The sequence below is a fragment of the Nostoc sp. PA-18-2419 genome, from assembly GCF_005869855.1.
GTDB lineage: Bacteria > Cyanobacteriota > Cyanobacteriia > Cyanobacteriales > Nostocaceae > Nostoc.
This window is the reverse complement of sequence record NZ_SZNH01000001.1, coordinates 43,632-68,726: the sequence shown is the minus strand read 5'-3', so window position 1 is coordinate 68,726 and position 25,095 is coordinate 43,632. Positions and strand designations below refer to the sequence as shown.

Genomic DNA, 25,095 nt, shown 5'->3' with positions numbered 1-25,095 from the left:
ATTAACGCACGATAAACCCATATTTTTTGAGTATATCTTTAGCTTGAGCGCCAGATAAAAACTGGACAAACTCCTTAGCAGCAGAAGGATTTTTACTGCTTTTGAGGACAGCCATCGGATAGACTATCGGTGAGTGAAATTTATCATCAGCAGCGACTACAACTTTTACCTTGTTGGAGATTTTGGCATCAGTGGCGTAAACTAAACCAGCATCAGCATTACCAGTTTCTACCGCTGCTAAGACTTGACGCACATTATTAGCAAACACTAATTTGGGTTTGAGGCGATCGTAAAGTTTCAATTTCTTTAAGACTTGCTCCCCATATTGCCCTGCGGGTACACTTCTGGGTTCACCCATCGCAACTTTCTTAATCTTGCTATCTGTTAAATTGTAGAAGCTACTAATACCCACAACATCGTTAGGTACTATCAAAACCAGACGGTTATTTGCTAGATTAGTGCGGGTACCTGGTAAAAGCAGTCCTTTTTGTTCTAAAGCATCGACTTGTTTTTTGCCAGCCGAAATAAAAACATCTGCTGGCGCACCTTGCTCAATTTGTTGCTGCAAAGCACCAGAAGCCCCAAAATTATAAGTAATATTCACATCTGATTTACTTTGTTGGTACAGAGGCTTGATTTCTTCCATCGCATCTTTTAAGCTAGCGGCGGCTGACACAAGTATGTTGTTTGACTGGGCAATTACGGGAGAAGGAGTAACTAAGGGTATAGCAATTGCTACCAGTAATCCAGCAATTGCTATACCCAGGAAGCCAAGAATTTGTCTTCTTTTCATGGAAAAGGTGCTTGAGAGTTTTTTCGTAAAATTGATGCTAGGTAGAATCCTACCAAAAATACCAAAATTTACCCAACTATACCGGTAAAATCTTCATTGGATGTTCATCTACACACCTCATCGAATCCCCAAAACCCCATATTCTTCGTTTAGGTGTGTCGATGGGTTACAGGACAAGGGTTTGAGGTATGTATTTTACTTAATTTCGCACAAGATATATAATCTTTTTCAGAGGTGTGTCGATTTGGTGGCTGAAAGCCTTACGGGGCAAAGGCTCTTGAACGAAATCTTTACCGATTGCTTTAAATCGGAATTAATGGAAACCATTAAACAATAGTTCAACGCTACTGTAGGAATCTTCACTTTACCGATCGCCCTAAATCGGAATTAATGGAAACACACCACGACACGCGGCATTTAGCCGCTGATACGACTTTACCGATCGCCTTAAATCGGAATTAATATAAACATATTTTTTGATAAAGTTTTTTAACTTTGTATCTCTTCAAGAGATTGCTCGGATTTAAGTTGAGAAGCTATAAAGGGAACTTTTGGTGCGAGAAAAAACCCAATCAAACTAGCAAAAAGAATTGGCGTAATCGGACTAAAATTAGCTAATTTTGCTAACAACAAAGTCGTACTTATGGGTGTGCGTGTCACTGCTGCATTGATAGCTGCCATTGTACAAATCATAGCTAGTGCAGGATTCAGCCCCGGAATTAAAATTGCAATTGCTTTACCAATACAAGTACCGATAAAAAATAAGGGAATAATGAAACCGCCACGCCACCCACCAGTAACTGTAATGCTGATAGATGCCATCTTACCCAAAGCTAAAATTAACAGAAAAACAACTGAAAAATTAGTATTTAAGACTGACTCTAATTCTTCATGTCCGAAATAGCGCGTTAGGGGTAAGAAGCTTGCCAAAGTACCTAAGCCTAATCCTGCTAATGTGGTACGTAGATAAACTGGCCCACGAAGCATGGCTAACAGTCTGTCACAGCCGCGAAAAATAATCATAAAAATCCAGCCTGCAACAGCGCCGATGATTCCAAAGACGATAGCCAAAGCAAAATCATCGATATTCTGTAAACTGTATTGAGGAAAATGCCAGGTGGGAGCAATTCCTAAATGGGCGATCAAAGCAAATACTAAATAGCTAGCGCAACTAGAAACAATAGCTGGCATTAAAGCTTCGTAGTATTCAACGATATGCTGATGATGAAGAATTTCTAAAGCAAACATCGCCCCACCTAATGGTGCGCCAAACAAGGCGGTAAAGCCAGCTGCCATTGCTGCTAAAGTCGTAGTTCTCAAGTCTTCGCCCTCCAGACGGAGGCGATCGGCTACCCATGTACCAAAAGAACCTGTAACCTGTACTAATGGGGCTTCTGGACCTGCACTACCCCCAGCAGCGATACTAACCAAAGAAGTGAGAATCATCGCTGGATTTTTTCGTGTATCCAAACGTCCGCCACGGAAATGGATATTATCGACAATCACAGCAATTTCCCCAGGATTGCCTAAAAAATGAATTACCAAGCCAATAATTAATCCAGCTATTGGCATAACTATTAGCAGACTCACACCCTCAAACCTTTCTAACTGGTGAGTCATTATTTCTAAAACATTCCAGTACAAACCAGCAAATAGACCACAAACAGTCCCCAACACTATCCAGCGTAAAACCCATCGTGAAATGAAAAAAGGATTACGTCTTACTATTCCAAAAAGTTGTAAAAACTTCCAGCGTTGATTTTGATTTGCAGGAGTAGGGTTATTTGGTAGCACTGCTGATTTCCTAACTGAATGAATCAAAAATCTATGATATTTGACATTTCTGATAGTAGTGTAAATAAAAAATCTGCGCTCAAGCAAATCACTGTGAAAATCGCCTAAAGGCTCAACTTTAGCGATTTAATTTGCAAAATGAGATTCCTAAATTTAAAGTGCCGTTAAGAACTGGTGAACCCGAACCAATTATCAACTTAAAGGTGTTACTCAATGAGATTTATCACCAGGGCAGTTATGACTTAAGAATTAATTACAGCCGCCCTCCGATTCTGACAAGGTAGGAATCAGATACGGCTTGGATGAATGAGAGATTGTAACAGCAAGGATTGAAGTAGAGTGACATCAATCCTCAGCCATTTCTAATAACTGCGCTTCGCTTAACTGGGTAATTCCCAATGAAATGGCTTTTTCTAACTTAGAACCGGCATCTTCTCCTACTACCAAATAATCGGTTTTTTTGCTGACTGATTCAGTCACTTTTCCCCCAGATTTTTGAATCAACGCCTTCGCTTCATCCCGCTTCAAGGTTGGCAATGTCCCCGTAACTACAAAAGTTTTGCCGACGAACTTTTGATTGCTATCATTAACTGTTTGAGTTGATTCTGTACCAGTAAATTGCAATCCTTCTGTTTGCAACCGTTCAATTAACGTTTGGTTAGCATCAATCCGAAACCACTGATAAACAGATTGAGCAATTTCAGCACCAATACCGTAAATGCCTTCAATATCTGACTGTTTTGCTGTCGCTAATTTTTCTACATTGGAATATTTCTCAGTCAACAATTGGGCATTGACACTGCCAACATGACGGATGCCTAAACCATACAATACCCTTGACCAAGGTTGGTTTTTTGATTGAGCGATCGCATCTACTAATTTCTCTGCTAACTTTTGCCCCATCCTTTCCAATGCACATAATTTCCTTTCTGTCAACTCATATAAATCGGCAACGGAATGCACCAAACCTTTATCAACAAGTTGATATACCAACTTTTCACCCATACCTTTAATATCTAAGGCATCACGACTTACCCAATGTTCAATGGAACCTTTGAGAATTGCCGCACAAGAAGCATTGACGCAGCGAGTCACGGCCTCACCTGATTCTCGCACCACTGGTTGACCGCAGACTGGGCAATCTGTAGGCATAATAAAAGGTTCGGTGTCAGCAGGACGAAGTTCTTTGAGTACTCTTACGACTTCTGGGATGATTTCCCCAGCTTTGCGGACGATTACAGTATCGCCAATGCGGATATCTAATTGAGCAATGCGATCGCTATTATGTAAAGTAGCGCGGGAAACTGTTGTCCCTGCCAACTGTACTGGGCGCATCTGAGCTAACGGCGTTAAAGCCCCGGTTCTGCCCACATTCACTGCAATATTTTCTACACGCGTAGGTGCTTCTTCGGCTGGGTATTTCAAAGCTACCGCCCACCGGGGGAATTTCTGCGTAAAGCCTAGTTGTTCCTGAAGCTTGAAAGAATCCAACTTCACTACTACCCCATCAGTCATGTAGGGTAAATTCAGCCGTTCCGTATCCCAGTATTCATAATATTCTGCTACTTCTGTTAAAGAAGCACACAATTTATGGTTGGGATTTACTCGAAAACCAATTTTTTCTAATAACTCCAAGGCTTCCCATTGGGTATTAGCAATACTGGCGTCATCTCTACCAGGAATATGCAAAGTGTAACCAAAAAAATCTAATCGCCGCTTAGCGACTATGCGCGAGTCTAGTTGCCTGAGCGTACCAGCTGCGGCATTCCGAGGATTAGCAAATAATTGCTCGCCTGCTTTTTGCCTTTCTTCGTTAATTTGTTTAAACACTTCCAACGGCAAAAAAGCCTCGCCTCGGACTTCCACCCTTTCTAAAATTTCTAAACCTTCAAAATTCAACCGCAGGGGAATTGAGCGAATTGTCCGCACATTTTGGGTAATATCTTCACCCATGACTCCATCACCTCTCGTTGCACCCCTGACTAAAACCCCATTTTGGTACGTCAAAGCCAAAGCAGAACCATCAATTTTCAGCTCGCTGACATATTTCACTGAGTCTAGTTTGGGTGCTTGTCGCCGCCAACGTTGTTCCCATGCTTGCAACTCACTGATATTAAATGCATTTTCCAGACTGTACAGGGGAATATTATGCCGCACCGAGGTAAACTGGGTTGCTGGTCTTTCACCCACGCGCTGAGTCGGACTATCTGGTGTCGTTAATTCTGGATATTGAATTTCCAGTTGTTGTAATTCTCGATATAGCTGGTCATAGATTGCATCTTCCATAATTGGAGCATCTAAGACGTAATAAGCGTAGCTAGCTTGTTGCAATAATTGGCGCAGTTCTTCTGTGCGTTTTACTGGAGGCTGAATCTGTGTCATTAGACTTTTTGTAAAATATCTACGAATAAAAGTTAAAGATGATAAAACCTGCCATAAGCAGGTTGTGGATGTATAACCTTAGACTGATAGTCGAGTGGCTCTATCTGAAAATATAAACATCTACTTTTCTAGGTTACTAAATTTAATACCAATAGTCCCATTCATGGATACAGTTAATACCGTCCTCATTAATTGGATAAACTCGAGCTGATTCTTTACAGAAAATTCATTTGGGGCAACTAATGGCGGTGAAAGTGTCATAATTAGAGAATATGCTGTTCAAGCTTTGGATATTCGGCATATTATCTGTCCTCATCCTCCAGAAATATTGGCACTAGACAAATAAATACTACAAACTGTATTATAAATAGAAGTTAAAACTACAAATACTACAGAAGTCAGATGATAACCAGATTCTCTTTAACTATTGATAGCATGATGCATTGTCAACCGAGCAAGGATTCAAGCAGAGTACTTGGTGCATGTGCGTTTGAGAGGACGTATCGGTTATTGGGGGTTAAATCTGCAAGTGAAAGTATTTTCACGATCGCTCTAGTACTCAATTACGAGCGAATAATCGACAGCAGGAGGTGCAACTGTCTGATAGCACCTACGAACAGGCAAAAAGTATCAACTACCTGACCCCCGCTGCTGATAACCAGAAGTGGGGGTTATTTTTTTGAGGAGCTCTTTATCTATGCAAGTTCAGCAGCCGCACATACTACAAAATTCGGTGGTGGTGTTCTCCAAGAACTACTTACCATTGGCACGTATCAACATCAAACGAGCAATAGTACTGTTAGTTACTGGTCAAGCAGAATCATTGAATTTTGGCACTACAAAGCAGTGGGAAGTCCGCTCACCCAGTGTTGTACTACAAGTTCCGGAACACATTCGTTTGACAACGGGTAATCCAGAACGACACTGGAAAGTACCTCCTGTGAATCGTCGTGAAGTACTTAAGCGAGACAATCACACTTGTCAATACTGTGGTAGCGGTAAGCGTTTAACCCTTGACCATGTGATTCCTCGTTCCAAAGGTGGACAGCATAGTTGGGATAACGTTGTAACTGCTTGCGAGAAGTGTAACTCAACTAAGAGCGATCGCTTGCCTCATGAAGCATCTATGGTACTCAAAACCAAACCTAAAGCTCCAATTCACCCCGCCGTTGCATTTGCAGAACATTTTTGGAGCGTACAACGGATGAATGAAAGCGAGTAGTTCACTCGGCTATGTGTGTAGACGGGAAGATACAGCTATCTTAAGCTATTCCAACAGATGTAGAGACGTTGCATTGCAATGTCTCTATTCATATTTTTCGTCAAACTTGTAGAGAAATTATAATTTTTAAAATTCTGGCTAAATGAGAGTGGATTTATATAATTATCAAATCCACGAAATGATTCCCAAGTCAATGAGAATAACAAAAGTATGGCTATTAACGATATTCTTTGCAGTAATAGTAGCAATCAATATTATTGCAGGATATAGTGAGTCTCTCAAAGCTGCTTCACCTTTAGGGAAAGACACCCTAACGATGATTACTTCACCAGATTATCCGCCTTATGAATTTTATGATACTAAAACAGGCGAAAGTCAAATTGTTGGCTTTGATATAGATATTGCCAAAACCCTTGCCCAAAAACTAGGGTTTAAACTTCAAATTATGGAATCGGATTTTAATGGCTTAATTCCTGCACTCCAAGCAAATCGAGCAGACTTTGTAATGGCGGGGATGACTCCAACTCCAGAACGTCGAAAAAATGTTGATTTTTCTATTATTTATTATGAAGCCAAAGATACGATTGTTGCTGTTAAGGGTAGCAATCTCAAGCAGCCAGAAGATTTATTGGGAAAAAAAGTTGGGGTACAACTAGGAACTATACAGGAGCAAAATGCAAAAAARATTGCTCAAAAAGTTACAGGCATTCAAATAAAGCAACTTAATAAAGTTCCCGAAGTAGTTCAAGAAATCAAATCTGGGCGAATTGATGCGGCAATTGTTGAGGATACCGTTGCTAAAGGATTTGCCCAAGCTAATCCAGATTTAGAATTTAATATTATTCCTTCAGAAGAAGCAAGTGGATCGGCGATCGCCTTTCCCAAAAATTCTGCTTTTGTGGAACCTTTTAACAAAGTATTGCAACAAATGAAGGAGAATCGCAGATTAAATCAATTAGTAAATAAGTGGTTTTCTGAGAATATTATCACCGATACTACATCCTCAACTCCTGCCAAAAAAGGATTAAATTTTGACATCAGGAGAATATTTCCAGATATTCCCTTTATTCTGCGGGGCATCCCTTTAACTTTGTTATTTACGCTATTATCCGTAACATTGGGTTTAATCTGGGGAACAATACTCTCTCTATCTAAAATTATCGGGATTAAGCCGCTGACGTGGGTTGCTAATGCTTATACTTCTATCTTTCGAGGCACACCCTTGCTGTTACAATTAGCGTTGGTTTACTACGCAACACCCCAGCTTACAGGCTATAAGATTTCGGCCTTGGAGGCAGGGGTGTTAACTTTTACCTTGAATTCTGGCGCTTATATGTCGGAAACCATCAGGGGTGGAATTCAAGCAGTGGATAAAGGGCAAAGTGAAGCGGCGATGTCTATGGGTGTTCCCTATTGGTTGATGATGTGGGATGTGATTTTGCCCCAAGCATTGAAGAACATTCTGCCAGCATTAGTAAATGAAACTATTGGACTGCTGAAAGATTCCGCCCTGGTGTCAACAATTGGTGTGGTAGAAATATTACGCAGTGCCCAAATTGTCGGTGCAAATAAATATATTTATTTTGAACCCTTACTGTTTGCAGGATTAATTTATTATGTTTTGGTCATGGGTCTGACCTTCGGTGCATCTACTTTAGAAAGGAGATTACGGCAAAGTGAGTAATGCAATAATTCGCACGGAATTTTTGTGTAAATCCTTTGGTCAACTCGACGTACTTAAAGATATTTCCACTGAGATTAATCGGGGTGAAGTGGTTGCCATATTAGGGCCTTCTGGTTCCGGTAAATCTACCTTTTTGCGATGCATGAATTTGCTAGAACAACCCACCAGAGGAAGAGTCTATTTTCAAGAACAAGAAATCACAAATCCGAAAGCAAACATTGCTAAAGTTCGCCAGCATTTGGTGATGGTATTTCAACATTTTAATTTGTTTCCCCACATGACGGTGCTGCAAAATGTCACCTACGCGCCCATCAAGGTGAAAAAAATAGCTCAGCAAAAAGCACACAAAGATGGTTTAGAATTGCTAGCAAAAGTAGGTTTAGAGTCAAAAGCCCATGTCTACCCATCCAAACTATCTGGGGGACAAAAACAGCGAGTAGCGATCGCCCGCGCGTTAGCAATGGAACCACAGATGATTTTGTTTGATGAACCCACCTCTGCTTTAGATCCAGAAATGGTCAAAGATGTGCTGGAAGTAATGAAAGCTTTAGCCTTATCTGGAATGACAATGGCGATTGTTACCCATGAGATGGGTTTCGCTAAGGAAGTCGCCAATCGAATTATGTTCCTCGACCAGGGAATTTTAGCAGAAGATACAGCTCCGAGTGAGTTTTTCCAGAATCCTAAATGTGATCGCGCTAAGCAGTTTTTAGAAAAAATGCTTTAGCATTAATCAGATTGCAGGTTGTTACAGCTTTTTTTATGGATGTAAAGTGAGTGCATCAGCTTGCACTGCTAATGCATCGGCTTACATTGTTGATGCATCTGCTTACATTGCTAATGCATCGACCTGCATTGTTAATGCATCGGCTTGCATTGGCAATGCATCGACCTCCATTGTTAATATATCGGCTTGCATTGTCAATCCATCGACTTGCATTGTTAATGCATAGTCTCAAAGCCATGATAAAGCTTGTCTTATATCCCAATCGGAATGCTTGGTGTTATTTTCGCTGTTAATGGTTTATCAGTTAAAGCCTACTAGAAGTTTAGCGATCGCTATTTACAAAAACAAAGGTTGAACAGTCAAATCCTTCAAAGTGATGGTGAAGTTACGCCGTTCTGTTGTGGCAATAAATGAAACAATCGCTTCACATGCTACAGCAACAGTTAACATTACTAAGTTTCGTGCTAGCGGATAATCACAAACATCATCATTAACGTCGGAAGGAACGCGATAAACATCATTCCAAATTACCTCTGCATAATCAGCCGCTAGCCCAGTATGAAGACAAGGAATGCTAAATTGAGTGGCATAATCTTTTACTAATTGACGTGCTACGCTATTGTCAAAAGCATCAATAATTAATTGACTTTCTTGGAGTAGTTGATTTACATTTGCCGATGTCAATCCTTTGGTTTTGACATCAACTTTAGTACCAATTGCTCGATATAAATTGTTTGCCAATATTTTTGCTTTGAATGCTCCAACATCGGAACGGTAGTAAGGCTGGGTGGAAAGATTACGCTCCTCAATGCGATCGCGATCGATTAGTGTAAGTTTCTCAAAACCAGAGCGAGCCAAATTTTCAGCAATATTAGCCCCTAACGCCCCCGCCCCACAAATTGTTACAGGATAGTTTTTCAACTTTGCCATCACAGCATTGCTGCGATAAAGCTGTTCGTGAAAAAAGATACTCATAATAATTCGTAATTAATACACTTACTACTCTTGTTGTTCCATTACACCAACTAACGATTGCAAGTCAAAGTCGCGATCGTATCCACTCAGGCAAATACCAGAACTGATTACAGTCAAGTCAGTTTTAGCGATCGCACTACTGTGGCGAACACCATCGGCGGTTGTCCAGTCCACTGTCCAGTAATCACCGCGATCGTGAAACTGCTTTAATTCACCGCCACCCATCCGCAATGCCTTTCTTAATCGCTTTTCATCCTGTTGGGGTTGCCCAAAGCCTTGAATTTGCCGTGTTGCTAATTCATAGACTGTGCGAATTTCTGGCGTTATGCCTTTAAATTGCAATTCTTCAACGGGAATCAGTTGCTTAAGAGCTGATTGCAGAGTTTCAACAATAGCCGGATCGGTGCGGCGATCGATTTCCTCAAACCAGCAGGACTGTCCAGTCCAACGGGCAATGATTTGGTCAAAGATGATACCTTCGGTTACTAAATGGATGGCGATCGGTTTAACCATCTGCAACCGTTGACGCATATCTGCTTCATTCACGGGGTATGCTAACCAAGTTTGTCCCCGCAGTTGGTGTGCTAACCGCAGCCGTATTTGGGGAAAGTGTTGCAGGTATTCGGCAATTTGAGGTAAATCTGCCTCTTCCATAACCATTGCTATCTTTTCATCCACCGACTGAAAAATACCCCAACCTTCAAATTTACTAGGCTTTGGCGTGAAGGTATAGACCATCCCTGCTACTTTTGTGCGAACTCGTCCACCTTTTACACAAGGCGCAAGAAATTGAGTGTTACACAACTGTGCTTGTGCATCAGCGATTTGGTTAATTAGTTTACGAATGTTAGTCACAAATTATCGTTTTTTTAAGTAAAATTACATAAATAAGTTTAGAAATTTAAGTATATAAAAAATGTATCTTTTAAGTTCTATAGCTTTCCTACATTATTTCCCCTCAATAAACCCAAAAAAATAGAAAAAGCATGACTACCGAAATACAATCAATGTCAGAGTCTAGAAAAAAGTTAGCATCTGCTTATCGTGCAGTTTACGCAATTGGAATTTTGAGTATTTTTTTAAGTATAATATTCTTTGTTGTTGGTAATCGATTGCCTGATTATCTAATATTAGGAATTGGTTTTTTAGGTTTTGGTTTACTCTATCTAGTTCTCGGTTTTTTTGTACAACGTAAATCAAAAATTGCACTAGGTATTGCAGTAGGATTGATGTCGCTAAATGCGTTAACTGGTATTTACAATACGATTCAAACAGGTAAACCGTTTGGCTTGATTATTCCCATGATATTTTTAGGTCAGACTATAGAAGGATTTAAAGCGATACAAGTATTAAAGTCGAAGACTGAAAGTAAACTTTAATTTTATCGCTCAGTAGGGTTTAGATACCGAACTTTTCAAAAGAAGTTGGGTATCTTGGTTCTAACGAATAATTTAAGATTGCTGTATAATTACGCGTGCAAGTTGGTGGAGCATTGCGTTATCTCAGTTACTAGAGGGACTCCACTGGTGAGTTGTTACACACTCTTTCAAAGATGGCTACTTCTAAGCCCACTTTCCAGGTTCTTCGCACTCCCCGTTCACAAACGCCCACTGCATTTGGCAGTGTTACCTTCCTCTCGTACTAGTATGTAGGCTCCACGAGTTGGGGCACGCATAAAATTATATTACTACATTATACTACAATTAATGCTTGTTACTTTCCGGTAAATATTTTGGCTGCTAGTTATGCTTACAAAGCGGATCTTAAACCCTTGAATTTACGAGCAAAAAATCCCCTACTTGATGGGATACCGTAAATATGATCAGATCATTAACCGTCTAAGAAGCTTATCGCCTGGTGCTTCTGCACTAGCAATTTGGTTGATTAGTTTATAAATGTCATACATAAATAATACCAATTCTTTGAAATCAGGCTACGGCTGAGTTATTGCAAAAGGAATGCTTTTAGTAATTCAATACCTTCGCCAAAATTAAAAGAGTTAAAGAAGAGGACAAGGAGCAGTTCTTGCTGGGTGCAGGGGGGAGAACCCCATAAGCTGTTTCAAAAAAATGGCAAAGGTCTGGTATGTAAATAGTATTATTTGAAACCCAGATATAGAACTCATATATAATTTTTGAACAAGATTTCAGATAAAACGGGCTTTTCAGTCTCAGGATATTTTCACAAATCAAATCGGAGTTTTATATGGTATTTTCAATATTAATTGGTTAACTTTATTAGGACTTACGCATTGATACAGACAACCAACTGTGACTTACCTCTTGTTAGAAGGCAGAGGCTTGTAATACTCTTGTGGGAGGCTCTGCCTCCTGGTTTGACGAGAGGCAGCAGCCCTGTTAATCACATTCTCAGGTAGAGCCGGGGAATCAAGCAGGGCAAGACTTTTAGCTTAACGAGACTACCATCCATATGATGGTCAATGTGTAAAGTGCATAAGTCCTATTTATATACAAAAAACCACTTGAATACTTTGTTTTTTCAAAAAATCTACTTTAACACTAACAATGCAGTCAAAAATAGAGGCAAAACCAAGGCTATCGGGTGTTGATTTGTGCCGAGGAATCGCGGCATACGCAGTTGTCTTACTACATTCAGCCGATCCAAATCGGGATCGTGGAAGTTACTTTTCCCAAGAGATACAATATCTATTTAGTTTTGCTGTTCCCTTTTTCTTAGCTGCATCTTTTTACTTCATGATTTGTAAGTCGAATGCTGACTTTTCATTCGCTTATTGGAAAGCAAGATGTCGGCGTCTCCTAATACCATATATGGTTTGGACAGTTATTTATCTAATTGCCAAAATAATTATGTTTTCAGCATCAAATCAAAAAGAAGAATTAAATCATCTATTAGGAAATCCTTTTTTAATTATATTTTATGGAAAAGCATCATATCAACTATACTATTTACCGCTATTGCTAGTAGGTACTTCGCTCATAATATTTGCAAATTACTTCGCAAAACCGAAAATTGGACTTAAAATATTAGCTAGTTTGTCTCTGTTGAGTCTCATCCTCTACAACCTGCTTTTAATTACTGGAAATACAGTAGATTTACATAATGATATAGCTTTTAAAAATTTATTTAATCTAGTGAATTACGAGCCTTCTAAAAATGAGTTTTTGAGGTTTATATCTATAGAAGTAGCATGGTTAGTGAGGTGTTTACCTTACTTTTTTATCGCAATGACTTTAAGGTATTTACTTCTTAAAACCAACTTTTCATTGTTGCGTGTGAAACTCGTATATGCTTACTTGTTATTAGGTTTATTTCTTGTTGTTAACGTTTATAATAACCCACTAATTACTGGTTTTCGGGAAGTTTTTCTGGGATATTCTCTTTTATTATACGGTATTGTTTTATCGAATTACTTTAAACCAAACAGCGTAATAAAAAATTTAGCATTATGTTCTTTTGGAATTTACTTGATACACCTATTTGGAATTAATATTATGGAAATTTATCTGAAGAAAACTCAACCTCAGTTATTAGATGAAGTAACTTTTTTCTCTCAATTAGTATTTTCTTTACCCACTTTTCTCATGAGTTGGTTAGCTGTATTCACTCTGATGAAAAATAAAAGAATTGCTAAGTACCTATTTGGTGTTTAGCAACAAATTGAATTAGTTAATAATAAGTTGAATTGAAGATTTTACTATAACTTTGTAAATCAATAAAAGTGAGAATATATGATGGAATAAGATCGGGATGCGTCATAAGTAACTATAACGCACCCTGATGTACTCTACTTATCTTCTCGCACCGGCAACGGCATATCCAGAATCTCCATCAGCAAATCCAGACGAGAGGGGCGCGTTAGCAGTGGAACGATGTTCGGCAAACTGTAGTAGTCACCTGCGAAAGTGAACGTATCTACAGGTGCTTGCTGCTGCTTTAGTTGGCTCTCGACCCAGTTGTAATGAGTACCCACACGGACAATCACCACATTGGGCATTACCGCAAACTCTCGACAGTAGGTCTTGTAGACTTCACCGAAGTAAGGAGCAGCATTTTCGCCTTCATCCGTCACCAGAATAATCTGGTCAACAACCTGCTTCTTCTTCCGCATTGCTTCCAATGCAGAACCGATGCTAGTACCACCGCCTGCATTGATGTGCTGGAAAGCACGCTGCCAGTCGGTTAACTCCTTGCCCTTTGCCGTAACAGCGTAAGGAATGGTGTCGAAGGCGTAGACAAACAGTTCTGCTTGAGTGATACCAGAGATTAAGGCAGCGAGTTGCAAACCCGTCGCGATCGCATTTTCCATTGAACCAGACTTGTCTACCAGTAGAGCAGTTGGACGAGCGATCGCACCACGCCGTTTTACCTGTTCGTTGGTTACTTTTTCCAAACGTGCAACGGTGTCTGCGTCAAAATCTGCGGTGTCTGCGGCAATCTGAGCTTTGAATGCTGCCACACGCCCATTTTTAGATGCTGATTCGAGCTTAGAGTCAATCAACTTCTTGACTTCTGGATGATCCATTGCACCTCTAGCCTGAAGTGACTTGAGGTTATTAATCGCTTCTTGGGGAGACATGCTGTTGATTAACGCCACCAGCACAACCGGTGTAACTTGTTTGATTGCACCGATGGCGATCATGTAAGGAATGTTAAAGTCCACAATCAACCGCGCTTGTTCTGCGGCACTTTCTGCCTTTGCAAGGCGCTTGAGGATATCTGCTAAGGAACCTTCTGGAGGAGTATCACCAAACAGAATTGCATTTGCCCGTTCGTTTGGTTTGATGTGCAGCGAAGCATACAGATGCTTCATTGCCTTACGACCCCGCAAGGCGGCGCGATCAAATAAAGCCGGATTGCTCTCCCGTGTCTTCAAGTAACGGCGTACCGCAGTCCTTGCTGAACGAGGCAGTTTATTTTGCTGCTGCTTCATGAAGTCCACTATACGCGCCACCTGATAAGGTGGAAATTCTTGCAGCATGATAAATCCAGCATCCCGGTGTTCAATCAAATTGCTGGTTAACAAGTGACCAACAAATACTTCCTTGTGGTCGCGGACATCACCATGACGCTGATACCAGACTGCCAAATGTCCGTAGAAAATAGGATCGAGTTCAACGATTAACTTGTGAATTTCTGCGACTTGCTCAAGTTTGCGGTGAGGAGTTGTCAGCAAACTGTTGAGCATTTCCAAGCGCAGGTCACGTTCTGCGGTATTCATAGTAACCTCCTCTAATTATGATGGATGAGGAGGCAGATGTTGCACGCGGGGCGATAAAGTCACCATGCAAGTTGTAGAAGCATCGTGTATAACTTGTACAGAGTTATGTAAGCTTCTGCGATCGGGGCGCGGCAACAACTGCCAAGATTGGGGAGATGGGGAAGTGTGGGGAGCAGGAGAGGCAGGGGGAGAATAATCAATGCCCAATTCTATTAGGTCAGAGAAACAACTGCTCCTGTTTCCTCTAGCTGCTGCTTAAGAATTTCAGCCGCTTGTTGATTCAGTCCTGCTTGAACTACTTGAGGCAGGGATTCTACAAAGTCTTTTGCTTCTTTGAGTCCCAGTCCAGTCACCGTCCGGATGACCTTGAGTAAGGCAATCTTTTTCTCTGCTGGAACCGATACCAACAAGACATCAAATTCCGTTTGAATCTGCGCTTGAGTTTCATCCTCATCTCGCTTGTCAATCTTAAGGAATTTAGGTGTGGATATGTCGACATTGAAAGTTGCTTCAATCTGCTTTACTAATTGAGCGGTTTCATTAATATTTAAAGACTTGATTTGTTCTAAAATTTCTAGAGTGTTCACAGACATAGCAGCCTCAAATTATATTAAATTGCAATAAATAGTATTGTTTGTAATTCTATTAACAGTCTTATAATTCAGATTTTTCATTCAAAATTTGTCTTAAAAAGCTTTGAGCAGAGGTTTCCTCGACTCCATCAAAATTTTGCCAAATCCAATATTTATATCACCTCGTGCAAGTTAAAAAAGCTGTTGATTCACACATGGGATTTGAACCCACATTTGCTTGATTTGCATTCAAGTGCCTTTTCCAATTAGGCTAGTATGTAAGCTTTTTCGGTTAGGGCACGAAGTGAAAATTTTAGTTTTAATAAATCAGTAAGGCTTGCTGTAAATCTTAAATAATTGAAATTCCGCACAAGTTAGCAAAGCAGTTTTCACAGTTGCCTTTACCAATTTGGCTACGCTCCCATCAAAGGGAGCGACAGGAATCGAACCTGTATTCCGTTTCCGGATATATGTTTGTATGCTTTACAAGTCAGGGCGCGGAATTAATTCTTCAATAAATCCGTACAAGTTTAAGAAGCTTTTTACAGCTGACGATCGCTCTTACCAACTATTGGCAGTGGGCACGTATGCTAAATCTGCAAAAGATTTATAAATTATAGTTCGCTAATTTGATCGCTCGAATTTTACTACCTTAGGATCGTTATGAATGTATATGTATGCTTCTTCTGTTAGGGCACAGATAACTAAACATTTTAACCGTAGACAGCTTCCGGACGGACAATTAAATCCCCACTGGGACGCCGATCTACTATGTAAGCAGAAAGGCGATCGCTATTTATATCTAAATGCCGTGCAACCTGTTGCTTCACTGCCACATCATTCATACTTGCTGTAATTCCCAGTTGTGTTTCTACAACATCAACAGAACGTCCTTCAAATCGAATATGAACCATTACAATCACCTCTTTTTAATTACGAATTACGAATTATTTAGTGGATCTGACCGGAATTGAACCGATACCTTCCCTGTGAGAGTTGCACTCACACCTCGTGCAAGTTGAAAAAGCTGTGGTTACACCGCAGGAATTGAACCTGCACTTATCGTTTTAGAGACGATCGCTCTACCTTTGAGCAAGTATGTAAGCTTTTTCTGTCAGGGCACAAGTGAATCTGGGCGCTCTACCATTAGAGTTACAGACCCAAACAAGTAGAAGTTAGTGGAGTCGTCGGGAATTGAACCCGAATCCTGCTACCGTCCGTTTGTTGGTTTCGGAGCAGTCGAACACCAATCGCGACCCCAAAAAGTTGTAACTTGCTATTCGGTTTTCTAGGTTCTGAGATGTTTTACCTTAGCCTTTAGAAAGGCTTTTATTTATATATTACATTTGTAATATATAAAATACATCTTGTCAAGGAGATACTACAAATTTTTTCAAAAAATATGGATTAGCGTAGGTTGTGAGAGTAAGTATTAAGGACTTCCAGCAAATAAATTATCTAATTTTGTGGGGTAGGTATCTTACCCGTCTTTTGTTCCAGATAACTGAGACACCCACTTTACAATTAGAAAACCCAACATTCTTATCCATGTTAGGTTTCACGTTGCTCATATAAAAAGCGAAGGAGTATCACTCCCCCGCATGAGCAAAATTATTACAGCATTAGTTAATTTGGAATGTTGAATTTAAGCTGTAATCATCTTTTAGCTAAACCACACTAGCAGCAAAAACAAAGTCATTTGCTGTCAGGCTAGTTGATGTAACTCCAACTAATGAAGCTAACTCTGTATTTCCGATTTTCACTAAAGTGTCACTACCTTGTTGCAATAGAGTTAAGGCACTAAATTGAGTCACACCAATACCACCAAGTCCAATTTTGTCAACACCGATGCTAAAGTCAGTAATAATGTTGTTGCTAGTTGGTAAACTGCCATTGGCTATCCAAAATTGGTCTGCACCAGTACCACCAGTTAGGCTATTACCACCCCCTTGACCAGCAAATAGCACATCATCACCATCGCCACCAAATAACGAGTCATTGACACCGGAGAAGAGTTTGTCATCTCCAGAACCACCATACAGACGGTTATCGCTACCTTCACTCTTGAGGGTATCCTTACCCGAACCACCAAAAGATAATTGACGCGAACCTTCAACTACAGTCAGAGTGTCTGCGCCTGCGCCTCCAAATAGGTTATTACTACCATTGGCTTCAACTACAGTAATTTGGTCATTACCATTGCCACCATCAGCGCTGGTATTGCTAGCAGCACCATTTTGACCAATAAAGACACTATCATCTCCGTCTCCTGCGGATACTGAAGAGTTACTGCCTACCAATACAGTGTCATCACCATTGCCAGTCTGGATTGTGTTACCTGTAGTACCTTCTACAAAGTCTGCTCCGTCGCCTGTGAATAAGGTTTGGTTTGACTTGAGGGTGACATCATCGCTACTTGTAGTACCAAAATCAACATCCAATGTTGATAGTCCAACAGTGCGATCGGTAAATCCTGCTGCTGTAAAGTACTGAGTATTGCCTACACTTTGATAGTTGAGAATTGTTGTTTGACCGTTAGCAGCTTCTTCTGAAGTCAAAGTTCCTTGGGTGAAGGAGACTGAATCAGGCCCTCCCACTAATGCTTCTGTGATGGCACGACCTTTCAAATCGCCATTACTAGGAATATTCAAACCCAAAATCTTAGCGAGTGTGGGTGTTATGTCAGCATTACTGACAGGCGCATAGTCTACATAACCTGATTTGAAATCAGGGCCAATAGCCTCCATGTTATTGAAGGTATCGCCCCGACCAAAACTGCCATGCATCCCCTGCCCTTGTTGTAAGCCTGTGTCAGCAATCTCTACCTCAGCTTGAGGGTTGTTTGGGTTATTTGGGTCGGTGCTAAAGGTTTTGAAGTTGATTACAATCGCTGGAACAGGTGTTTTAGCATCACCTTTTAGCCCGATCGCACTTAGTGGTAAAGCACCTGGAATGTTTCCATAGGCGTCATCTACGAAAATACCACTGATGTAGTCCTTTTGCGAAAGCAAATTCACTACCTGTTTGGCTAAGTCAGCATTACCATTGGGCAAATAAATCAGATCGGAACCACCGTTAGCAGCTACAACTACCTTTGTACCTGAGTCCAGGTGACCATCAATTACCTGACCGCTACCGCCAATTACACCATTCCCAGCTGTCGGGCGTTGACCTTGTGTTGCATCAACAGCAGCATACTGAATGTTATCGATGTCTAAAGGAGTGACTGTATTTTTATCAGGATCGTATAAAGGTAGATTTAAATCGTGAGCCAAATCAATGGCAACAAAACCTGGTGGTAGAAATCCTGGATTGACACCAGTGTAGGTTTGAGTTGCAGCATAACTATTTGTTGTTGTGCCTTGGTTATCAGTAACTTGTTTGCTGATGGTGGAAAAACCGTGGTCAGCAGTAATGAAGACATCAGTAGTCTTGTCCAAACCTGTACTTTTGAGGTAATCAAGAAGCTGCTTTAAGTTATTGTCAGCATTCTTGATTCCAGCTTTGGAAGTATCACCATTAATGCCCGGTGTCAAACTGTTTAAGCTATCACCTTGATTGTGTTGAGTTCCATCAGGGTCTCTCGACCAGTAGACCAATACGAATGGTTTATCTTCTGTCTGAAACTTCGGGAGAACTGCCTTAGTAGTGGCATCGATAAAAAACTGTTGCTGGTCAACATTGGCAACTGTAGTTCCTGGAGTTGTGTTATTACCAGAATTACCATTTGCCCCTCTACCAGGAGTTGTGGTGGGTAGCCCAACTGCTTCTAAACGAGCGGCTATATCAGCATCGAGTGGTACAGCTTGAGGTGAACCTGTTACCGGATTAGGTGCTGCACCTGTGCGATCGTCGATAATTACAGTATCTGGGGTAGGAATAGTTCCATCGGTGCCGCCATCTCGGTTAACTTGTGTGACATCTTGGATGGCAACTGGCCCTAGCTTACCAATTGCAGCAGTGTTAAAACCTTGCGCCCGTGCGTAGGATAGCAGTGACTCTTCATCGAGAAAGTTATTACCAGGAAACTTTTCGTCAATATCTCCGAGAACCGCATCATTTTCGATAAATGGCGTCACACTGCCGTTAGCATTAGGAACAGGAAAACCAGTGTAGACGGTATTGCTAAAGTCCCCCGTATCTCCAAGATAATGTCCTGTGGCGATCGCAGAAGCATTTGGAGTGGTAAATGTCGGAAATAACGAATGACTATTGGTAAAATTAACTCCCTGCTCGCGGATACTAGATAAAGTTGGGGCGTCAGTCGGGTTTACAGAACCGTTACGCAATCCATCCGCTACAAAAATAATGACATTTCTACCGTTGCCGTTTGTATCAGCCATGCCGACTACTCCTTAAATATTGTAAGCTACGAGCGATGCCTACAGCTGGCTACGCCTACGCAGCAGTTTTGTGTCTGAAGACTAGTACCGCAAGGCGTAATTCGTAATCCGTAATTCGTAATTAGCTGTTTGCAAGGGTTTCAGACATTTAAAATGGTTGGTTTATTTCCGTTGCGCTGTACTTAGTAATTAATTACACTTAAATACAGCAAAGATTATTGCCTACAAAAACCTGAGTAGTATTTGGTGAAAATGCTTACTATCCACACAATTTAGTACAGACAATTAAATGAATGTAACTCTGGTCAGTGTTTCAAAAGATAGTTGTTCAAAGTTTAAGGAAAGTTATGAACAAGTTAAAATTTTGGACTTTACAAACATCCAGTAAATCAATTTCTCACAAATATAAAAAGCGAGGGACTATCACTCCCTCGCAATCGCAAAATTATTACAGCATTAGTTAATTTGGAATATTGAATTTAAGCTGTAATCACTTCGATTTAAACCACACTAGCAGCAAAAACAAAGTCATTTGCTGTAAGGCTAGTTGACGTAATTCCAATTAATGAAGCCAACTTGGTGTTTCCGGCTTTTACCAAAGTATCGCTACCTTGTTGCAATAGAGTTAAAGCACTAAATTGAGTCACACCAATACCACCAAGTCCAATTTTGTCAACACCGATGCTGAAGTCAGTAATGATGTTGTTGCTAGTTGGTAAACTGGCATTAGCAATCCAAAATTGGTCAGCACCAGCACCACCAGTTAGGCGATTACCGCCATCTTGACCAGCAAATAGCACATCATCACCATCGCCACCAAACAACAAGTCATTAACGCCAGAGAAGAGTTTGTCATCTCCAGAACCACCATATAGACGGTTATTGCTACCTTCACTCTTAAGGGTATCGTTACCTGAACCACCGAAGGATAATTGACGCGAACCTTCAACTACAGTCAGAGTGTCTGCGCCTGCGCCTCCCAATAGGTTATTGCTGCCATTGGCTTCGACTACAGTAATTTGGTCATTACCATTACCACCATCAGCAGTTGTGTTACTAGCAGCACCATTTTGACCAATAAAGACACTATCATCTCCGTCTCCTGCGGATACTGAAGAGTTACTGCCTACCAATACAGTGTCATCACCATTGCCAGTCTGGATTGTGTTACCTGTAGTACCTTCTACAAAGTCTGCTCCGTCACCTGTAAATAAGGTTTGATTTGGCTCAACTGTAATAGTATCGCTGTTAGGGGAGCCAAAATTAATTTCTTCAGCTTGGGGTTGACCTAAGCCAGGAGCAAGATTAAGTGGCTTCTCCAACTTCAAAAGCAGAATTTCGTTGTTGTCTATGACTGGATTTTGAGGGTCATTCCCAGGACGGCCTGTTGAGAAGGGATAGTTGTTGTCATTGGCGACCAAAATGGTGTTTTTGTCAACAACTAAAACATTTTCAATTGTTTGAAAGGGGAAGTCAAAATTAGTTTTGCCATCTCCATTCAGGTCATTGGGGTCTTGGATATTCAACAAGTCTGCAACTTCTTGTTTAGCTACATAGCCATTAGAATCTGTTTTAGACAAGTCTATTTTGTAGATTCTCTTGAACTTAGCAGCAGCTCCTTGATTGTTATCCCGTTCAATTACAAGGTACTCATTGTCATTAATGACTGCTAAATCTCCGATTGAATTTGAGGGATTGTCCAGTCTGTAGTAAAGTTTTCTATCAGTATACTTGTGACTGGCTAAATCAAATTCGTTAATCCGCAAAGCACTAGGAGTATCGCCTTGGACTGTGCCTTCTAGTAGCATGTAGAGCTTGGTTTTGCTGGCGTTGATTGCTCCGCCCTCAAAACCTTTAGAACTAGCCAAGTTAGCAAAGGCATCACCTGAAAGAACATCGGGGTTTTGTGGCGATCGCACTACATTATATTGAGGATCGTCTCTAAGTTTATCGCGTACTTCATCAGCGATATCTGGAAAATCAGAGAAGAGTGCATCTACCCCTAATTGATAGAACTGCTGAATTTCTAGTGCTAGCTGGCCTTTGTAATCTGCTGCTAAATATTGGTCTTCGGCACGGAAGGTGTAGGGATGAACCTGCAAGCCTGCATTGTGAGCATCTTGAACTAAGGTAGTCGGAGGTAATGTTGTCTTATCAGCATCATTGACTACTCCATCGCCATTGACATCATCGGCTTTACCATCGCCATTGGCATCAGTACCTTTGACGCTAACAATCATCCGCTTCCAAGGGCCAATGCCATCAGCATAAGTAGCAATTTCAGCCAAGCCTTCTGGAGTTCGCAAGTCGCCGTATGTGCGAGTATCACCACTAACTTTCAAATCATAAGGCTGACTTTCGATAATCTTACCGTTGATATCGATATCACTGGCATCTAGAAGTTGGATCAGTGGAATATCTACGCCTGCGGCAGGCATAATGGTATCGTGGAGTTCTTTAAGATTACTTACTTCAAAGGACTGGATGAAAATCCGACTCGGGTCGGTAAAGTTATTTGCCTTGAGCGTATCAATAAGTAACTGACTGATATTTCTGTGTATTTTGTCCGTAGTGCCTACATAGGTAGCTTCATCAGCAAAATAGGTCGGATGCTTAGTTTCCGGGTAGATGCCAATCTTTTTACCTGTCTTGGCTTCCACATCCTTAACCAAATTGATGATTTCCGTGAGGGTGGGAATCTCAAATTTATCGTCAAAGGAATGATCGCGGAAAGGTAAACGTTCTTCTGCGCGTAGAGTCTTGATTTCAGCTAAGGTGAAATCTTCAGCAAACCAACCTGTAATTGTGTTGCCATCTAAGCTTACTGTCTTGAGGCGATCAGCAAACTCTGGATGTTTGTAAACATCTGTGGTTGTATTGCTGAAATTAACAGTGCCATCAGCATTCAAAACTGCTAAAGCTGGCTCGTGGCGAGCAATTAAGACACCATCTTTGGTCACAACCAAGTCAGGCTCAATAAAATCAGCGCCTCGCTCAATTGCTTGCTTATAAGACTCTAAAGTGTGTTCTGGACGATAGCCACTTGCACCTCTGTGACCAATGACTAATGGTGCTTCTCCATCTAAAGTTTTGAAGCGATCGGGTGTAGCAATGGGAGCTTCCAACAACTTACCACTGGCATCAAAATGCAGTAGGTAGGGGCCAAACTCGTCTCCCACCCAAATTGTCCCGTCTTTATCAAAGACAAATGACTCCACATCAAAGTCAGCACCAGTTAGTAATCTTCCAGTACTTCCTTCATTCACAATTTGGAAAGGAACTTTGTGGTTTGGGTCAGACAGTTGAATGTAATCTAAAACTTTAACAGTACCATCGCCGTTTTCTGTTCCTTGAAAATTCGGGTCTAGACGATTGATTCGCAGCAGAAAGTCTGCACTATTATCTTTGCTACCGTAACCGTTGTCTGACAGAAAGTAGAAAGAGTTGCTGTTAGCAAATTGGACACCGCTAAAGCCTTGTATTGGCTGTCCTGGGAAAGGCCCTGTTCTACCATTAGCTGAAACATCTTTACCAGAAGGTGGCCCATCACTAAAAGTATCAGCAGGTAAGGAAGCAAAACCGATTAATTCAACTTTTGKCACTATTGAAGCAAACATTGTTTGGTAAATATGAGTTTGATCATTTAAACCCGTAATTCCAGGAATATCAGAACCATAGGCGTTATAACCTTTACCCACCAAGCTACTTAGCACTTTTGAACCAGCGCCTTGATAGTAAACAGGTACAGGACGGTTGGTGTGACTTCCCCAACCATATTTGACAGTGGGATCTGACCCCCAGTAATGTCCAACTTCTGCTGGAGTATCCAAATTCGTTAACGCTTCGGCACCTTGATTTTCTACTAAAGTTGGAAAATCACCGTTTAGAGTCAGGTAGTGATCGTGGTCAGCTGTAACGATGAGTTGGTTTTCTTCCCAACCACCATTTTTTTCGATCCAGTCAATTGTAGATCCGACTGCCTTATCAAAGTCCAATACGGTGCCAATCAAGTTGTCCATATTATTATCATGGGCAGACCAATCAATATCGCCACCCTCAACCATCAACCAGAAACCATCAGGGTCTTTACCAAGTACATCTAACGCCGCATTTGTCAAGTCATTGAGGGTTGGGTTTTCGTTAGTTTCTTTGGCGATAAAAGACGCGTCCGTTTCTCCAGGAAGTAAGGGACGCTTAGTGTCTACTTTGGCGTTATCACCTTGGTTAGCGAAAACGCTGAACATATCTAAACCAGTGGTACTGTAGTCGCCGTTAGCAGAACTTACAGGCAAGTTACCATTTTGACCGCGAGCGCCGTACAGACCCAAGAGGCGATCGCCTTTTTCCGGATCAAGTGTCGCCGCCGTTTCGGCTAGTTTCTGTGCAGCGTTCTCACCCCGCTCCAAAAAGGTGTAATCGTAGATGTTATTAGTTGGCTTAGTACTAAGTTCTGTGTAAGTAGATTGCTTAATGAATTCATTGCTCCGATTCGGCTCAACCCCGTTTGGTAGTATGTCTCCAGGAGCTGAAAGTGGGTGTCCGCCACCAAGTAATACCGTCGGTTGATAAATACGGAGTTGCTGTTGCAGGATATTGTCTAATGCCGGATAGTCAGCATCATACTTGCTGCGACGATTAACGTTGGCTGCTGCTGCTGCGGGTGTGGCATGGTCGATGGGAACTGAAGTCACTAAACCAGTAGATTTACCAACTTCGTTCGCAGTTTTGAGAATTGTTTCTAGAGGATTCTCAAAAATATCAACGGCAATGGCGTTGTTGTAGGTCTTGACCCCAGTGTAGAGAGTTGTAGCGGTGTTTGCAGAGTCAGGATAGCTGTACTTAATATATTCAGGGTTATTACCGGGAGTCCAAGGATTAATACCACCTCTGGTAGGGTCGTAACCTACGAGGTTACCAACAGCACCATCACTAACTTTTGCACCACCTGTCGGGGTATTACCTGGATTAAAAGTAGGATTAAAGGTGAAACCAGGGCGAACTGGGCTTTTTCCTGTGATGGGGTTAGTACCGTCAACAGCTGAATTACCAGTACTAAAAACTCCATTATTATCAGCGATCGTTGTCCCGTAGGTGGTTACCAAACCATAGCCTTGGAGTGTTTGAAAGTTAAGTCCTTGACCCTTACCTTGTGTATAAAAATCGCTTAAATTAGCACCTGTCTTTCCATTTTGAATCTCTTTATAGATTGATGCAGCACGAGCCATTTCCCAGCCCATACCATCTCCAATCATAATGATGACATTCTTAGCCATAAAAGAGAATCTCCCTGTGTCTAATTATTGAAATGGTCTTCGCTCTAGTGGAATCACAAAAGTCATTTCGTGAGGGTAAAATTAATAGTTTTTGGCTTCAAAGATGTAATTGACTAGTAAATTGTTGAGT

17 protein-coding genes, 1 tRNA gene and 1 other annotated feature are annotated in these 25,095 nt (G+C 41.1%); of the genes, 6 read left to right on the top strand and 12 right to left on the bottom strand.

The window, feature by feature from the left end:
- Nucleotide 1 precedes the first annotated feature (1 nt).
- A complete protein-coding gene (gene modA / locus FCR06_RS00260; RefSeq protein WP_138496869.1) occupies nucleotides 2-793 on the bottom strand; it encodes a molybdate ABC transporter substrate-binding protein in 792 nt (263 codons plus the stop codon).
- Between the two features lie 489 nt (nucleotides 794-1,282).
- A complete protein-coding gene (locus FCR06_RS00255; protein WP_138496868.1) occupies nucleotides 1,283-2,587 on the bottom strand; it encodes a chloride channel protein in 1,305 nt (434 codons plus the stop codon).
- A gap of 131 nt (nucleotides 2,588-2,718) precedes the next feature.
- Between FCR06_RS00255 and FCR06_RS34695 the strand changes: the two genes are divergently transcribed.
- Nucleotides 2,719-2,871 (top strand): DUF4058 family protein, encoded by a 153-nt coding sequence (locus tag FCR06_RS34695; protein ID WP_138496867.1) that lies wholly within the window; start codon nucleotides 2,719-2,721, stop codon nucleotides 2,869-2,871.
- A 61-nt stretch (nucleotides 2,872-2,932) separates the two neighbouring features.
- On the opposite strand, the gene ligA is transcribed toward FCR06_RS34695, so the two are convergent.
- A complete protein-coding gene (gene ligA / locus FCR06_RS00245; protein ID WP_138496866.1) occupies nucleotides 2,933-4,969 on the bottom strand; it encodes an NAD-dependent DNA ligase LigA in 2,037 nt (678 codons plus the stop codon).
- 697 nt (nucleotides 4,970-5,666) lie between these two features.
- On the opposite strand from ligA, the gene FCR06_RS00235 reads away from it, so the two are divergent.
- From FCR06_RS00235 to FCR06_RS00225, 3 genes are all read left to right on the top strand, one after another.
- Entirely contained in the window at nucleotides 5,667-6,191 is a 525-nt protein-coding gene (locus tag FCR06_RS00235; RefSeq protein WP_138496865.1) for an HNH endonuclease, read from the top strand.
- A gap of 193 nt (nucleotides 6,192-6,384) precedes the next feature.
- Complete coding sequence (locus tag FCR06_RS00230; protein WP_138496864.1) at nucleotides 6,385-7,875, top strand: ABC transporter permease subunit; 1,491 nt, start codon at nucleotides 6,385-6,387, stop codon at nucleotides 7,873-7,875.
- The gene (locus tag FCR06_RS00225) at nucleotides 7,868-8,602 is read left to right on the top strand and encodes an amino acid ABC transporter ATP-binding protein (RefSeq protein ID WP_317616787.1); all 735 of its coding nucleotides are present in this window, start codon (nucleotides 7,868-7,870) and stop codon (nucleotides 8,600-8,602) included. The genes FCR06_RS00230 and FCR06_RS00225 overlap by 8 nt, the downstream gene beginning before the upstream one ends.
- A 336-nt stretch (nucleotides 8,603-8,938) precedes the next feature.
- Here FCR06_RS00225 and FCR06_RS00220 read toward each other — a convergent pair whose 3' ends face one another.
- Nucleotides 8,939-9,577, bottom strand: a complete 639-nt coding sequence (locus FCR06_RS00220; RefSeq protein WP_138496863.1) for a ThiF family adenylyltransferase — start codon at nucleotides 9,575-9,577, stop codon at nucleotides 8,939-8,941.
- A 24-nt stretch (nucleotides 9,578-9,601) separates the two neighbouring features.
- Entirely contained in the window at nucleotides 9,602-10,432 is an 831-nt protein-coding gene (locus FCR06_RS00215) for a hypothetical protein (protein ID WP_138496862.1), read from the bottom strand.
- Nucleotides 10,433-10,563: 131 nt separating this feature from the next.
- Between FCR06_RS00215 and FCR06_RS00210 the strand changes: the two genes are divergently transcribed.
- Nucleotides 10,564-10,956: a hypothetical protein gene (locus tag FCR06_RS00210; protein WP_138496861.1), complete on the top strand. Its 393-nt coding sequence runs from the start codon at nucleotides 10,564-10,566 to the stop codon at nucleotides 10,954-10,956.
- A 144-nt stretch (nucleotides 10,957-11,100) separates the two neighbouring features.
- Nucleotides 11,101-11,156 (bottom strand) — a sequence feature (23S ribosomal RNA rRNA prediction is too short).
- Nucleotides 11,157-12,102: 946 nt separating this feature from the next.
- Nucleotides 12,103-13,209 carry an acyltransferase family protein gene (locus FCR06_RS00205; RefSeq protein ID WP_138496860.1) on the top strand — a complete coding sequence of 369 codons (1,107 nt, stop codon included), beginning with the start codon at nucleotides 12,103-12,105 and terminating at the stop codon, nucleotides 13,207-13,209.
- Nucleotides 13,210-13,343: 134 nt separating this feature from the next.
- On the opposite strand, the gene FCR06_RS00200 is transcribed toward FCR06_RS00205, so the two are convergent.
- The 7 genes from FCR06_RS00200 to FCR06_RS33270 all read right to left on the bottom strand — a co-directional run bounded on the left by FCR06_RS00200 (nucleotide 13,344) and on the right by FCR06_RS33270 (nucleotide 24,965).
- Nucleotides 13,344-14,777: a vWA domain-containing protein gene (locus FCR06_RS00200; protein WP_138496859.1), complete on the bottom strand. Its 1,434-nt coding sequence runs from the start codon at nucleotides 14,775-14,777 to the stop codon at nucleotides 13,344-13,346.
- Between the two features lie 15 nt (nucleotides 14,778-14,792).
- Nucleotides 14,793-14,984, bottom strand: a complete 192-nt coding sequence (locus tag FCR06_RS00195) for a hypothetical protein (protein ID WP_138496858.1) — start codon at nucleotides 14,982-14,984, stop codon at nucleotides 14,793-14,795.
- A 5-nt stretch (nucleotides 14,985-14,989) separates the two neighbouring features.
- Entirely contained in the window at nucleotides 14,990-15,370 is a 381-nt protein-coding gene (gene rplL, locus FCR06_RS00190) for a 50S ribosomal protein L7/L12 (protein ID WP_138496857.1), read from the bottom strand.
- Nucleotides 15,371-15,559: 189 nt separating this feature from the next.
- A tRNA-Cys gene (locus FCR06_RS32215) sits at nucleotides 15,560-15,630 on the bottom strand.
- A 432-nt stretch (nucleotides 15,631-16,062) separates the two neighbouring features.
- Nucleotides 16,063-16,263, bottom strand: a complete 201-nt coding sequence (locus FCR06_RS00185) for a hypothetical protein (protein ID WP_138496856.1) — start codon at nucleotides 16,261-16,263, stop codon at nucleotides 16,063-16,065.
- A 753-nt stretch (nucleotides 16,264-17,016) separates the two neighbouring features.
- Nucleotides 17,017-19,692 carry an alkaline phosphatase family protein gene (locus FCR06_RS00180; RefSeq protein ID WP_138496855.1) on the bottom strand — a complete coding sequence of 892 codons (2,676 nt, stop codon included), beginning with the start codon at nucleotides 19,690-19,692 and terminating at the stop codon, nucleotides 17,017-17,019.
- Nucleotides 19,693-20,192: 500 nt separating this feature from the next.
- Nucleotides 20,193-24,965: an esterase-like activity of phytase family protein gene (locus FCR06_RS33270; RefSeq protein WP_138496854.1), complete on the bottom strand. Its 4,773-nt coding sequence runs from the start codon at nucleotides 24,963-24,965 to the stop codon at nucleotides 20,193-20,195.
- Between the last annotated feature and the right edge of the window lie 130 nt (nucleotides 24,966-25,095).